Source organism: Helicobacter cappadocius (assembly GCF_030688855.1).
In the GTDB taxonomy this organism is placed as follows: domain Bacteria; phylum Campylobacterota; class Campylobacteria; order Campylobacterales; family Helicobacteraceae; genus Helicobacter_J; species Helicobacter_J cappadocius.
Genome location: NZ_JAUYZK010000001.1, coordinates 127,277 through 141,788 on the forward strand (window position 1 = coordinate 127,277; position 14,512 = coordinate 141,788).

Below are 14,512 nucleotides of genomic sequence, written 5' to 3' on the forward strand. Positions count from 1 at the left end.
ATAAAAAAATTTCTTGAATAATTTCATTTCTTCAAAAATAAAGCAATCGAATAAATTTGTATCTACACAATGTTTTTTTCTTTGGCTTTGTACACAATCTGATTTTAAATATATTATCCATCCGCATAATTTCAAACTCATCTACTCCATCAAGCATCAAAAATCCATCAAAATACAAAGAATTTTGATTCAAAGTTAATGTGTGAGAAGTTTTAAGTGAAGATCCTAAGGTATCTTTCAAAGAGGGTTTTGAATCCAAAAAATCACTATCCCAAGACATAAAATTTTTGCCATAACTGATAGAGTTTTTTGACGCTTCCAAAAGATAAGCCTCTAGTGCATCAAGAGTATTGTTCATTTGCAACTCAAGACTTAGAGCACGTGAATGCTTTATATTGTCTTCTTGGATGTAAAAAAGTATTTTTGCACTCAAGATCAAAACCACTCCCAATACCATAAGACCAAGCACAATCTCGACCAAAACAAAAGCACCACGAATTCCTGTAGATGCCCTATCATAGATTATCATTTGTTTTCTCTAAGATAATATTAGGAATAAAATACTGATAGGTTATACCTATTGTAGGTGATTGTATCAAAACCCCTTTATAAATATACCCATTTTTCGACTCTATTGAAAAATCATTTGCATTGGTTTTTGAGATAATAGCTTCTTCCATCAGTTCTTGTGCTTGATACAAAGGGCTCTGATTAAAGACATTATTTTTGATTCTTTGCTGATAAATCTTATAAAATAAATTAAATCCTATACCTAAAATAACAATAGCCATCAACAATTCAATAGTAACATAGGCTTTATGGATGTTTTGCTGCAAAGAACTCTTTTTCCAGAGTGATTGTTTTATCCACTCCATCTTGATTATATGATATTTCTAAACTCACACGCCATCTACCCTCCAAAATCTGCTTAGAATCTTTTGAGAGTGTGAGATTAAAATCCCTGCTCACACAACTCATTTTATCACACTCCAACTCCCCTATATCCATTTTTTCTTTAGCATAATAACGTTGCAAAAAAACTATTGTTCTTATATTTGAAATAGGAGAAGATGAGAAGTCCCCAGATGTAGAATTTTTAGAAGACTTTGATACCGCTTTTGGAACAAAATCTACATAGATTTTATTGGGCTTATCAGTAAATAACTGTGCTTTTTGATTTTTCTTTTCATCAGCAAGTCTTGAACCATTCCCTTTTATTTCATAATTCATTAGTGGCTGATTTTCCAATCTAGCTAGAGGCTTTTGATTTACATCTATGTAGATAGAATATTGAGCCTGAAACGCTTTAGTATTCTTTATGATTGGGTTAATATCTTTTTCAACCTGTTGATATTTTTTTCCACCATAAGCAATTTCTTCAAGATCTGGATGCCCAGAAGACAAAACCACAAGTCTCACCAATAAAACCACACCAATAACAATCACTGCCAAAATACCAAAAGGCCATAAATTAAGTTTCTTTTTCATTTTTTCCTCAATGAATGAATTTTAACACAAAAAGCAAAACTTCAAGTTTTTTTCTTTGTGCTACCAAAAAAATAAGCCCACGCAAACAAACCAATCAAGGCAATCAACATTGCCCATATGATATAATGTACTATCTCTCTAGATTCATCTTTGGGAAAATTTTCATCAAATTTTATGCCATATTTATCGCTGATTTTATCAGCAATAATCGAATACACATTCAAAATAGCTGCAGAGATAGAATTAGGGGTAAATTCAGAATCTTTCTTGGGGTCGGGTAAAAGAGGAGCCATATATTCAAAAAACATTTTTTCAGTATCAAAAGTAGATCTAGCATCATCACTTAAAACTATATCAACTTTTTTTGACTTGGCAAAAAAGAATATAACACTATAAGGAGGAGTTAGTTTTGAGAGAATATGATCTTGATATTCCATCCTATCTTTTTTTGTAGAAAGTTCAACCGTATCAACCACATCTACATACAGAGAAAAGCCCGTTTTATGCTTTATTTCAGTGGAAAGCTTATTGACAAAATCTACTGATTTTGGAACAAAAAGACCACCCTGATTATCTAGAACAAAGACTTCCCCCATAAGAGGGAAAAGTAAAAAACAGACGAGCCAAAATATTTTCACTTGTTGCTATACCAAGAATAAAAATAAATTTGGGACAAAAGGAATGACGATTGCCATAATAATGGTTAAAACAATAAAAAAGGCTAAGATTTTTTCAAGTCCTGTGAATTTCATCATTTACTCCTTATTGCTCTATTTTGTAATGATTGACATTTTCTTTGCTTTTCATCTTAATACTGGCTTGATTGTCAATTTTATAATAGTTGGTAGCTTGAGATTTTTGAACATTTACTGCCGCATAACCAAGTCCAACGGCTAAGCCTACAACCAAAAGAACAGCGACTATATACCCTAATAATCCATTGATTCCAAATAGTCCATTCATCATTTACTCCTTACTCATCACTTAAAGGTTGCAAAGAACCTATATAAGCAGCAATTGCCTTTATCTGTGTATCTGTAAAATTTCGATACGCAAAAGAAGGCATTTCGCCTATATTTCCTTTTTTGCCGTGTTCTAAAACATTTTTAACAAAATCAAAAGTTCCATATTTTCTCAAATCAGCCGCAAATCCATCGATTCCATTGGCATTTCCGCTACCATCAGGTCCATGACAACTCGCACAATTATCATCAAACGCTTTTTTGCCTTTTTTAATTTCATCTTGAATGGCTAATTTTTTATCAGAATCTTTAATGTCATTGATATTTTTCTTCTTATCAGAGAGTACATTCATCACATAAACAGCTATAGCTTTTGCATCTTCTTTGCTAATAGCTCCTTCAAAAGATGGCATATCTCCTGCCATATATCCCAATCCTGCACTTCCATGCTCAATGGTGTAAATAATGCCTTCTTCCTTGCCCCATCGATGAAGATTTTGAGCCTTCCCATGCATTCCTTCAGCATCAATGCCATGACACTGAGAACACTGAACCAAAAATATACCTTCACCCATTTGCACAAGATCGGTATTATCTAGATTTTGCCATTTTTCTTCAAACTTTTTGTTATGAGCATCAACCTGTTGATTATAATCCCCAATCTGAGAATAAGAATTCAAAGGATACCCCACAAATATATACCAAAAACCCCAAACAATCAAAGCTAAAAAGCACACAGCCCATCCAACAGGAAGATTGTTTTTAAATTCTGCAATCCCATCCCATTTATGATCTGTTAGCTCACCTTCAGCCTTTGAGTCACGCATTTTCTTTATCAACGAACCAGCGATAAATATGGTTAATACCAAAATAACTATCGCGGCAATTAATGCAAATAAATTTACATTATCGCTTAACCATCCCATAATGTCTCCTTTAATTGTTTTGTTTGTTTTCCCTTGGCTCTATCAATTCATCATCCAAGTTATCTTTAAGTGCTAAATCTGCATATCTCTCATAATCTACAATACCCTTTTTTTGTTTGACATACATACTTACGATATATGTATATAAAAATATTACAAGCAAAATAGTAGCCACAAAATATGCAATAGCCCTTATAGACTCAAGAGATTCGAGATTCATCACATTCTCCTTATTTTTTTATCCTGGACTGACCAAGACTATTGAGATAGGCTATAAGTGCAACGATTTCTTTGACTTCACCTTTTTCATAAGCTTCTTTGACTTGTTGGTTTTTCATATGACTTACAATATCACCTGCTTCTTTCATAAACTCTTCTTTTGCTTGAGTAATATTGCCCAAAGGAACACCATTTTCAGTATCATAAGGAACTCCAAATACAACTTTTTGTGTATAAGCTTCAGCATAAGCTGTATCAAAATCCACATCTTTTTTAAAGAGATAATGATATGCAGGCATAATAGAACCCGGAACTACGCTCGTAGGCTGCCACATATGATTTTCGTGCCAATCTGTTGTCCTACTATCGCCCACTCTATGGAGATCAGGTCCTGTTCGTTTAGAACCCCATAAAAAAGGTCTGTCATAAGCATATTCACCACTAAGGCTATAAGCTCCATATCTATCAGTCTCTGACTGAAAAGGTCTAATAAGCTGTGAATGACAATTGTAACATCCTTCAGAAATATAAACTTGTCTTCCTGCAGTCTGCAACACGGTATAAGGTTGCAAACCTTCTATAGGTCTTGAAGATTTCATAAAATCAGGCAAAATCTCTACCAATCCAGCTACAGAAAATACCAGCAAAAACGCCACCGTAAAAAAGAATGGATTTTTTTCTAACCAACTAAACATAATTTACCCCCTTATCAAGAAGCCATAGGTGAGGCATAATTTGGCTCACGATCTAGCTCTTTTGATGCAGTGATAGTCATCACAACGTTATAAATAAACATAATAAATCCTAACAAATACATCGTACCTCCAATACTTCTTATCAAATAATAAGGATGTAATTCTTTTACGGTATCAATGAATTGATAAGTAAGATTTCCATATTGATCCACATCTCTCCACATCATTCCTTGAGTGATACCAGCTATCCACATACTAGAAAAATAAAGCACAATACCAATGGTCATAATCCAAAATTGAATATCCATAATTTTTTTGGAATAAATCTCTCTTTTATACATTCTAGGAAGCATATGATAACAAGCTGCGATAATAGTAAATCCTACCCAGCCCAAAACACCGTCATGAACATGTCCAATAATCCAATCAGTAAAGTGTGCCAAAGCATTTACAGATTTGATAGCTTGAATAGGACCTTCAAGAGTTGCCAACATATAGAATGTAGAGGCCAGAACGAGGAATTTAATCAATGGAGATTCCTTAAGTTGATGCCACTGACCTCTCATTGTCAAAAGCATATTGATAGCTGTTCCCCAAGAAGGCAATATCAAAATAACAGAAAATACAGATCCAAGAGTTTGAACCCAATCAGGAACGGTTGAATAAATAACATGGTGACCACCAGCCCAAATATAAACAAACATCAAACTCCAAAATGAAAATAATGTTAGTTTATAAGAAAAGATGGGCTGACCTGATTCTTTTGGTAAAAAATAATAAATAATACCGATGATTCCAGAAGTCAAAACAAATGCAACTGCGTTATGTCCCCACCACCACTGAATCATCGCATCATTACTACCTGCATACATTGATATAGAATGCCAAAAACTCCCCATACCTGCAACAAAATAAGTTGGAATAGCGAGGTTGTTAAATATATAAAGCACGGATATAGCAGTAAATGTAGCGATAAAATACCACAAAGAAATATAAATGGTTTTTTCTCTTCTCACACCCATACTCCCGAACATGCTCACGCCCCAAAGTACCCACACTACGACTACTAGAATATCTAAAGGCCAGATAAGTTCAGCATATTCTTTAGATTGAGTAAGACCAGCTAAAAGACTTATAACAGCCAATATAAGTAGCACGATATAAAGCCAAAAATGCAAGTAGCCTATAAATTTTAAAAATGGGTGTTGATGATAGGTGATCTTAAGAACCCTCTGTCCCAAATAATACCAAGCCGCCCATATTCCACTCAATGTAAAACCATAAATAACACCATTGGTGTGAAGAGGTCTCAATCTACCAAAAATCCCATATTCTCCCGCGATATAGTTCAAATCCGGAAATGCCAATTCAAATGCCAATACAACACCAATTAGCATACCTATAAACCCAAATGCCATCGTTGAATACAAAAACAACTTGGCAATAGAGTAGTCATACTCCAAAGTAGCACTATTTTGCATCTATTCTCCTTTTTGCTTTGTCCTATTAGTTTAGAACCAACCTTTTAATTTTAACCTTTTAACTTAATTTGCACCTTAAAAAAAATCAAATAGCAACAAAATATAAATAGATTATTGACAATGCCTTGATGATTGGATAAATTTACCCTCCAAGTAATAATTCATATCATTAAATGGTATATTTTCGCTCTGCATATGGCTGTAAATTTCCATTCTGATTCGCTTAGGAATAGCGTTTTTACGGGCAATATCTTTGAATTTTTTGGGCAATATCAAATCATGAGTGTATATTTTTGAAACAAATATATAATTTTTATTATTATCTATGATATACCTACCTGCAATCTCGCAAGAAAAATTTCTCTTTGAAATTTCTCCTCTCTGCGAGGCTGAAAGCACATATCCCATCTTTTTCATAATTTTGTCAATCTGATAGAGATTTTGATGTAAAAAAGACTTTTGAAAATAAGCAATTTTGCCTAAGTAAAAAACCTCAGAATCTTCATACAGGAGTTTTTTTTCCTCCTCCAGATATTCAAAAGATTTAGTGATGCCCTTAGCATATTTTTCTATCAAATCATTGGCATAAAAATGCCGGAATTTATTGCGTTTATAACCATTGTCTGTGTTGGTTGAATCTTCATAGAATTTATAGTTAGAGCAATATTTATAAATCTCCATTTTTGTAGTATTTATAAAAGGTCTTATAATTTGATAGCCTTCCCTTTGTTCTATTGCTTGAAATCCTAAAATCGTATTCAGCCCCGAACCCTTTGTGAGTTGCATCAAAAACCATTCTAATTTATCATTAAGATGATGGGCTAAAATCAAATTATCATAACCATTTTTAGCAATCACATCTTCAAAAAAATCATACCTTATTCTTCTCGCTTGAGATTCAAAATTAGATCTTATTGCTGGTGCTTTGAATATAAAACACTTTTTATTATATGTTTGACATAAACTTTGTGCATAATCACTCTCTTCATCGCAAGTATCTCTAGTGCCATAATTTACAATCGCTATATCAAATTCAATTCCTGCTTTCTGCAGGGAAAAGAACATAGCCACAGAATCTACTCCCCCTGAAAAAGCCAAAAGATTTTTAGCCTTTTTAAGTACATCAAGAAAGTACAGCTCCATTGTTTAAATTTTACTCATCACTTTTCCAAATAAAAAACCGTCTTTAAGCTCACTCAAAACTGCTTGATAATAGCCTGGTTTCAAAACCATATCATCTAAATCACTATCATTAATAAGTATCTCTCCATCAACCTCAGGTGCCCATTTCACATCTCTAGCACTATAAAAATATTCACTAATCTGACTTTTACCTTCCAAAATAACCTGATGGGGTTGATGCAACATTTGATGTTTGATTTTTTTCTGTTGGGAATTGATGATTTTGTTGATAATATTGATTCTTTTGTTGATAATTCTAGAAGGAATTTTATCTTCCATATTGTAAGCTGATGTCCCCTCTTCAGCAGAAAATGCAAAAATATTAAGTCTATCAAAAATAAAATTTTCTAAAAAATCACACAATTCTTGAAATTCTTCTTCGCTCTCGCCTGGATGTCCTACAATAATGGTACTTCTTACAAAACTTCCTTCAATATCCCTCATTGCTCTTAATAACTCAATATGTTTTTGCTTATTTGCTCCGCGCTTCATTCGCTTGAGCATTGCATCGCTGATATGTTGGATAGGCATATCAAAATAATTTTGAAAGATTTTAGAATCCTTGATTTTTTTGATAAGTTCTAAGCTTGTGCTTGAAGGATAAAGATACAATATCCGTGCAGTTTGAGCGAGATTTTGTGCATCAATGGATTCAATAAGCTCTATGAGTCCTTGATTGTTTTTTTTATCTCTTAGATACGAGCTAGAATCCTGTGCAATAAAAGTAAAATCACGATAACCTTGAGAGCTCAGATTTTCAATCTCTCTGAGAACAGAATCGACATTTCGGCTTTGTAATTTTCCCTTAAAACTAGGAATGGCACAAAAACTACAGTTTTGATTACATCCTTCAGAAATTTTGATATAAGCGTGGATATTAGATCCTGTAATCACTCTTTTGTTAGACTCATCAGCTAGAAAGACTGATGGGGTTAGTTGATTGTTTTTAGAATGTAACATCTCATCAATCCTATCAAAATCCCCCACCCCTGCAATAATATCAATTTCAGGGATAAGCTCTTTAAGCTCTTCTTTGTAGCGTTGGGTGAGACAACCACTAGCAACCAATAAAGCACCCTCTTTACGAGCAGAGGCAGCATTCAGGATTGTTTGTATGCTTTCTTCTTTTGCTGACTGGATAAACCCACACGTATTCACAATGATAACATCAGCAAACTCGGGAGTATCGATTATTTCATAATCTGCCAATCTCCCTAACATCACTTCAGAATCTACTAAATTTTTAGTACAACCTAATGAAATCAAATGCAATTTTCTACTCAAGATCGTTTCTCCAACATATCTACTTCCCAAAAGAAATCAATCCACTCTAATGAGGGGGGTTTGACATAAAAATCAGCAAATATTTTTGCATTCGTTCTTTGAAAAATAACAGCAGAGTAAAATTCGGCTTGTGGATTTCCGCTTCTTAATTTTTGCAGGATTTCTTCCAAACTTTTTCCACTATCAACAATTTCATCAACAACTAAAATTTTTTTGTGTTCTGGCTTAATATTGGGCATATTCTCGATAATCAAAGAACTCTGAACATTTTGATCGCTATAGGAGATCGCATTGAGCGTGTATATAGAACGTAGATTCCAAGCCAAAGAAAGCATATGACTCATTACCATCCCCCCTCTAGCAATGCAAACAATCGCATCAGGAATGCCAATGTTTTTCTCAACCTTTGTCCTTAAAGCTTTTAAATCCTCTAAAAAATCAGCATAAGAATAATACATTACCTCTCCTAACTATAATAAGACTCTAAAAATCTAATATTCGCACTTCCATCAAACTTCCTAACACCTAATCTATCTAAGATTAATTCAATAGCATTTACAACCCACAAAGCTTCATTTACAGGTATAACTCCCATATGATTGATACGAAAAATAGAAGTTTTGAGATGATCTTGTCCACCGGCAATATTGACATCAAAATCACTTTTTAAAATCTTACGAATACTACTAGCGTTAGCCTCATCAATAATGGTTGTCATAGACAAAGCAGGATTTTTAGGATAAATCTTAAGCCCAATAGATTGTAGGGCTTTTTGCGTAGCGATTGCTCTTTTTGTCGTTTGCCTATAAATCTCACTGATTCCTCCAAGTGCTTGAACAATCTCAAAATATTTCACAAGCCCAATAATGATGGTAGTAGGAGCAGTCCAAGCGGTAGTATTGGCGATTTGATTTTTGAGCTCTGTTTTGAGATTAAAATAAAACCCAATATCTCTAGCATTAATCAAATCAACTGCCTTTGTACTCAATCCGATGATACTCATACCCGGTGGCAACATAAATGCCTTTTGGCTTCCTCCAATAAGGGCATCAATATGACGAGTATCTATATCTTCTACCCCCATTGCAGTAATCGCATCTGCGATAACAATAATCTCTGGATTATAAGCCTTGATAGCTTGGGCAATTTTCTCTACCGGATGACGCAACCCTCCTGCAGATTCACAAATCTGTATTGCTATAGCATCAATACCGCTATCACTTTTTATAATCTCTAATATCTCTTCTACTTCCACAGGAGTATCCCAATCGTGCTTTATCTCTATATTTGGAATATTATATGCCTTTGCGATTTTTCCAAATCGCTCTCCAAACTTACCGCTATTGACACTCAAAAGCTTACTTACACAAAATGTCCTCACACAAGCTTCCATTGCACCAGTGCCACTACTTGAGAGCATCAAAACCTCAGGCATTTTTAAAAGATCTCTCAACGATCTTCTTGCACTCGCAAAATACTCTTCAAACTCAGGAGTTCTGTGATGTATGGTAGGCTTTGCCATCTGAATGCGAATATCTTCTGGAATAGGTGTAGGACCTGGAGTGAAAAGCAACATTTTGTTCTTCCTAAGGTTTAAAATTGATCATATTATACAACAACGGCTTTTAGAAAATAATAAATCAGTAGTTGTAGTCTTTTCTTCTTATTTTTCATTGCTGTGATGCGTAAATTTATCAGTAGCTCTATGAAAGAGAGTAATGATTTTGTTTGAGGCTTTGATTGAATCCTTTATTGGCTACATCTTGAATTTTAATAGATATATTGAGAAAAGCATCAAACACTGATGGCTCTTTTTATCTTCGTTCTGAAGAAGAGAAGCTTCTTTTAGGGTTTGATTAGCAAGAGAGGTTCTAATTAACTATAAAGGATTAAAATTTAGTATTATAAAATCATAATTATTAAAAATAAATAACCAACATTTGAGAGATTATTGTGAATACAGTATTCACAATAATAAATTGAGATTAGAAGATAAGCTTATAGCCTAGCATTTAGATCAAGCTCTATAAATTATAAATGTGTAAAACCCTTTTTCAAATCCCTCTTAATATTTTAAGATTTTTCAAAATAGGAAGTTTTTTTTCAAAATCTCTTACTAATGCCTCGATTTCCTTAATATTATCTTCCTCGCTTTCTATAACTTCACCCTTTTTAATTATTTTTTGATTTTGAGACTTTAGTGTTTCCCATATAAATTCAATATATTCTTTAGATGTCTTTTTTCCCTCTAAAATGGATAGTAAAGCTAACTGTTCGAGTCGATTAACTTGAATCCCTTCACCCAAAAGAGCACTTGCAAGTACAGAAATTTCTCCTTTTGACTTGGCTTTTTGCAATATTTCAAAGTTCAATCTATGTGTTTTGTTGATAGCAAGACTTACTTCTTCATCTGGTTGTGCATAATGAAGCACTCCTTTAATATCCAATACCGTGACAACTTCAATGACTTGTTTAAAATTATCAAGTTTGCCATTTGCATTTTGTTGAATCTCTGCAATCGTTTTTGGTTGATAATCACTCAAAATATCCAAAAAAGTTCCATAGAGTTCTTTTTGCAAATTAAATGTCTGTCCTATTCCAGCTGCGGAAAGCTCAAAAGAAAAATCTATCTTTTCTCTAGGTTCAATCAAAACAACTCTGATTTCTTCTAATAGCTTTTTTTGTTCTGCTTCACTTAAGGGTTGAGCACCTTTAATCCAATAGTCTTTTCTAAAACGATTATTATTGATTAAATCTTTGATATATTCTTGAAAATAAATATTATCTATGCCATCTAATAGCTTTTTTTGACTATCGGTATAAATCATATGCTGCCACATTGATTTAAAATGTGCTGGGAAAGCAAAATTAATTTTTGATCTTGATAATTCCTTATGAATCTGCAAAAAATCCATTATTTCCCAACTTTTATTCATAAATTCGTGTGCAAGATAGGATCTATCCAAATCTTTCATCTGTTGAACTTGAGATTTTAATGCTTCATTTTTAGCAATAAAAGTAGCGTCTACATTGGCAAGTTGTTCAAAAAATTCTAAACTATCATTTAGTTTAGAAATGGTACTTTTTGACTCAGGAAGCATAAAATCCGCATAATTTTTTAAAACATTTCTAAAAGGAAGCAGTTCAAGAAATCCAGGTAAAACATTATAACTAATATAAACTCCTCCACCAACCCTTAATTTTCTCTCAATAAAGTCACATAAATAACCTCTATTTTTTTTATCTACCCAACTATATATCCCATGAAGTCCAATAAAATCAAAATCTGGTAAATCTTTTTGATGCAAAAAATCCAAAAAAGAATCTTCATATATCTTTGATTCATTTTCAGCGACAGATGCAAATTGGTTCGCAAAATTTGCATGAGATGGATTAAAATCCGTTCCCCACCACTTCACGCTTGAGGCACTCGAATGAACATTGATACTGATTCCATTTCCATATCCCAATTCACAAGCTGAAGAAATTTTAGGGGGTTTTATTCCTCTTATCAAACAAGAAATCTTAAATGCAAGTGGAGAAAGTTCTCTATAATAGCCATAACTATAATTAACATCTATATTGTAACCATCTGTGTTCATTCTATACCTCAATATTATTTCTTTTATTATAGTGTAAAAAATAGATATCTAATATAAAATTTATTTCTATTTGGTAATATCTAAAAGTTGCTTGTGAATTCTGTATATAAGAGATATTGTATATATCAATAGAATATTTTAATAATGTTTAATTAATATTATTATTTATTTATTTATTAAAATATTCTATAACTTCTTGATACATTTTTTCTGCTTTCGCGATAGATTTATCCAACGTATAGTTTGAAGCACTTTGAGCATAAATCTTTCCCATTTTTTCTCGCTCATCTTGATTCTCTATCCAATAATCAATCTTTTGAGTCAGATCTTTCCAATTTCCTGCTTCAAACAAGGATCTGTTATCTAAAGCAAACTGACCTGTAGCAGATACCCTGCTATCAGAAATAATCGGAACAACGCCACAAGATATTGCCTCCAAACAAGCAATAGCTTCTCCCTCAACATCTGCACTATGAACATAAATATCTGTTTTATGCAAAATTTTTAACAATTCATTTGATGAAACAAAACCAAAATCAACCTCATTGGGCAGCATTCTAGCCAACTCTTGAAGTTTCTTTTCAGTAGGACCAATACCTTTTAGATGAAGTTTTATTTTTGAAACATAACGGCTATGTGCTATTGCTTTGATAAGAATATCTTGACGCTTTTCATTTGAATAGCGTCCTACCATTGATATGTGTATGAAGCCATCACCTATAGGCTTATTTATGGGTGGGGAATAAATCTTGTCAAATCCATTTGAAATAATATATTTTTTTGCCTTATAGCCATTTTTATTAATTTCATCAGCAATAAGCTTAGAAGGACAGTGAATATGATGGATATGACGATAAAATCTAAACTTGAACAACCAAAAAATAAACTTATTTAATATTCCTAATTTCTGAAGCTTTATATTATAAGTAATATGCTCTGGTTGCAAATGAAATGCTGCCATGTAAGGAATTTTCATCTTTTGTGCTATTTTCATCGCTACGATTTCTAGCTTGAATGGCAAAAATAAATGCACCACATCTGCACCCTCAAAGGCTTCCATCAAAACTTTTTTTATAGGTTTTCCAAAAATCATATGCTGTTTATGCGAAATCTCCGTAACAAGTGGAATATATCTCTCAGGGATATTATAGTATCCATCTCCATCAATATGCGGAGCTACAATTCTAACCTGATGACCTTTTTCCTTCAGAGCTTGAGCAAACCTATAAGCTGTCATTGAAGTACCATTGCTTTTATCTGCAAAACTATCTACCACTAACACAATGATTAATTTACGCATCCTGATTTTTATCCTTGAGCCTTAGCTTGAATAACTTTTTATCAAAAATCACCACATAAAAAGTTCCATCAAAAATCTTAATATCAAGCAAGAAACCTTCAACTTTTACTTCAGTTTTTTTAGACTCACTTTGAATTGCATTGGCTTGAAAAATAATTTCGTGTCCCAGCTCAATAGGTGCGAAAAATTTCACTTCAGATCCGATAATAATGCTATTTTTTCTATTAATGGCACAAAGCGCAGCATAAGAAGCGGCATTAAAAACAAATCCATTATGAATCATATTTTCATCTGAAATCATTGATTCTTTTGGAATAAAAACACTTTGGGCACTGTTTTTAGATAAGGAAGTCAATTCTCCGCACAAGGATGTATCAATTTTATTACAAACAATCCTTTCTTGGGCTGCATTCGTTGCGTTTTGTTCTGTTTCTGCAATCTGTTCATCCATTTTTTGTCCTTTTTACCCTGAAATATGCTCTTTTGGGAGCTGGATAACCCTCTATTGTCTTGGAATGATCCTCTGGATCCAAAAATGACTCCAAGCTCATTCCATCTATCCATTGCGTTTTTCGCTGTTCTAAAGGGGTGGTATCTTTAATTGCGAGTATTTCTATCTCTGCAAAACCAGCCCTAAAACACCATCCTTGTAAAGTTTTGATTGAAGGGATAAAATAAACATTGGGCATTTTAGCATAACTTGTTTTGGGACAAAGGGCTATATCTAAATCAGAATCAATAATAAGAGTATCTGCTATCAATTCACCATCTTTTTTTAGAGCACTATAAAGATATTTTAGAGCCACAATCGGATCGCTGCGATGATACAATACCCCCAAACAAAAAATAACATCAAATTTTCTATCATAAATCTTCAAATGTTCAATTCCTAAGAGCTCATAATGAATATTTTGTCGCAGGAAAAAATTAATAAAATCAAACTGGCATTTGTATAGACCACTTGGATCAAATCCCGTAAGGGTTGAAGGCTTGAGTTTTGCCATCTCAAACATATAGTAGCCATTATTACACCCCACATCTGCAACATCTTTACCCTCTATATTCACATAAGGAGCAATCAAATTCCACTTTATAAAACTTTTCCACTCACTATCAATAAATAAATCCCCTAAATAAAAAGGACCCTTTCTCCAAGGTTTAAGCTTAAATGCCAATTCTGTAAAAAATTCTAATGCTTGTTTCTGAATAGGCAAATCAAAATCAATCCTAATTCCCTCCACGCATTTATAACTGCACTTTATATCAGCAAATCTTAAAGATAAATCAGTGATAGAATTCACAAGAGGAACAACCGTCTTTGAAGAAAGCAACTTTAATGCTTCTTTTCTAGCAACTTCAAGCATCACAAACCA

The 14,512-nt window shown here is 33.2% G+C and carries 17 protein-coding genes; all 17 read right to left on the bottom strand.

What is annotated here, in order from left to right; all coding sequences use genetic code 11:
- Nucleotides 1-31: 31 nt before the first annotated feature.
- Nucleotides 32-529, bottom strand: coding sequence for a hypothetical protein (locus Q5I06_RS00600; protein ID WP_305516261.1), 498 nt, complete (start codon nucleotides 527-529; stop codon nucleotides 32-34).
- The gene (locus Q5I06_RS00605; protein ID WP_305516262.1) at nucleotides 516-836 is read right to left on the bottom strand and encodes a hypothetical protein; all 321 of its coding nucleotides are present in this window, start codon (nucleotides 834-836) and stop codon (nucleotides 516-518) included. The genes Q5I06_RS00600 and Q5I06_RS00605 overlap by 14 nt, the downstream gene beginning before the upstream one ends.
- Complete coding sequence (locus Q5I06_RS00610; RefSeq protein WP_305516263.1) at nucleotides 817-1,488, bottom strand: hypothetical protein; 672 nt, start codon at nucleotides 1,486-1,488, stop codon at nucleotides 817-819. Before Q5I06_RS00610 ends, Q5I06_RS00605 begins: the two co-directional genes overlap by 20 nt.
- A 41-nt stretch (nucleotides 1,489-1,529) precedes the next feature.
- Nucleotides 1,530-2,126, bottom strand: coding sequence for a hypothetical protein (locus tag Q5I06_RS00615; RefSeq protein WP_305516264.1), 597 nt, complete (start codon nucleotides 2,124-2,126; stop codon nucleotides 1,530-1,532).
- A gap of 124 nt (nucleotides 2,127-2,250) precedes the next feature.
- Nucleotides 2,251-2,451, bottom strand: a complete 201-nt coding sequence (locus Q5I06_RS00620; protein ID WP_305516265.1) for a DUF4006 family protein — start codon at nucleotides 2,449-2,451, stop codon at nucleotides 2,251-2,253.
- Nucleotides 2,452-2,461: 10 nt separating this feature from the next.
- Nucleotides 2,462-3,376 carry a cytochrome-c oxidase, cbb3-type subunit III gene (gene ccoP, locus Q5I06_RS00625; protein ID WP_305516266.1) on the bottom strand — a complete coding sequence of 305 codons (915 nt, stop codon included), beginning with the start codon at nucleotides 3,374-3,376 and terminating at the stop codon, nucleotides 2,462-2,464.
- Between the two features lie 10 nt (nucleotides 3,377-3,386).
- Entirely contained in the window at nucleotides 3,387-3,596 is a 210-nt protein-coding gene (locus Q5I06_RS00630; protein ID WP_305516267.1) for a cytochrome c oxidase, cbb3-type, CcoQ subunit, read from the bottom strand.
- A 10-nt stretch (nucleotides 3,597-3,606) separates the two neighbouring features.
- Complete coding sequence (ccoO, locus tag Q5I06_RS00635) at nucleotides 3,607-4,290, bottom strand: cytochrome-c oxidase, cbb3-type subunit II (RefSeq protein WP_305516268.1); 684 nt, start codon at nucleotides 4,288-4,290, stop codon at nucleotides 3,607-3,609.
- A gap of 14 nt (nucleotides 4,291-4,304) precedes the next feature.
- Nucleotides 4,305-5,771 carry a cytochrome-c oxidase, cbb3-type subunit I gene (gene ccoN, locus Q5I06_RS00640; RefSeq protein WP_305516269.1) on the bottom strand — a complete coding sequence of 489 codons (1,467 nt, stop codon included), beginning with the start codon at nucleotides 5,769-5,771 and terminating at the stop codon, nucleotides 4,305-4,307.
- 111 nt (nucleotides 5,772-5,882) lie between these two features.
- Complete coding sequence (tilS, locus tag Q5I06_RS00645) at nucleotides 5,883-6,914, bottom strand: tRNA lysidine(34) synthetase TilS (RefSeq protein ID WP_305516270.1); 1,032 nt, start codon at nucleotides 6,912-6,914, stop codon at nucleotides 5,883-5,885.
- 3 nt (nucleotides 6,915-6,917) lie between these two features.
- Nucleotides 6,918-8,240 (bottom strand): 30S ribosomal protein S12 methylthiotransferase RimO, encoded by a 1,323-nt coding sequence (gene rimO, locus Q5I06_RS00650; RefSeq protein WP_305516405.1) that lies wholly within the window; start codon nucleotides 8,238-8,240, stop codon nucleotides 6,918-6,920.
- Nucleotides 8,234-8,695 carry a phosphoribosyltransferase gene (locus tag Q5I06_RS00655; RefSeq protein WP_305516271.1) on the bottom strand — a complete coding sequence of 154 codons (462 nt, stop codon included), beginning with the start codon at nucleotides 8,693-8,695 and terminating at the stop codon, nucleotides 8,234-8,236. Before Q5I06_RS00655 ends, rimO begins: the two co-directional genes overlap by 7 nt.
- Before the next feature lie 8 nt (nucleotides 8,696-8,703).
- The gene (locus tag Q5I06_RS00660) at nucleotides 8,704-9,813 is read right to left on the bottom strand and encodes a pyridoxal-phosphate-dependent aminotransferase family protein (RefSeq protein WP_305516272.1); all 1,110 of its coding nucleotides are present in this window, start codon (nucleotides 9,811-9,813) and stop codon (nucleotides 8,704-8,706) included.
- Nucleotides 9,814-10,291: 478 nt separating this feature from the next.
- Nucleotides 10,292-11,839 (bottom strand): class I SAM-dependent methyltransferase, encoded by a 1,548-nt coding sequence (locus Q5I06_RS00665; protein WP_305516273.1) that lies wholly within the window; start codon nucleotides 11,837-11,839, stop codon nucleotides 10,292-10,294.
- A 169-nt stretch (nucleotides 11,840-12,008) separates the two neighbouring features.
- Complete coding sequence (locus tag Q5I06_RS00670) at nucleotides 12,009-13,139, bottom strand: glycosyltransferase (RefSeq protein WP_305516274.1); 1,131 nt, start codon at nucleotides 13,137-13,139, stop codon at nucleotides 12,009-12,011.
- Nucleotides 13,132-13,590, bottom strand: a complete 459-nt coding sequence (locus Q5I06_RS00675; protein WP_305516275.1) for a PaaI family thioesterase — start codon at nucleotides 13,588-13,590, stop codon at nucleotides 13,132-13,134. Before Q5I06_RS00675 ends, Q5I06_RS00670 begins: the two co-directional genes overlap by 8 nt.
- Complete coding sequence (cmoB, locus tag Q5I06_RS00680; protein ID WP_370690897.1) at nucleotides 13,583-14,503, bottom strand: tRNA 5-methoxyuridine(34)/uridine 5-oxyacetic acid(34) synthase CmoB; 921 nt, start codon at nucleotides 14,501-14,503, stop codon at nucleotides 13,583-13,585. Before cmoB ends, Q5I06_RS00675 begins: the two co-directional genes overlap by 8 nt.
- Between the last annotated feature and the right edge of the window lie 9 nt (nucleotides 14,504-14,512).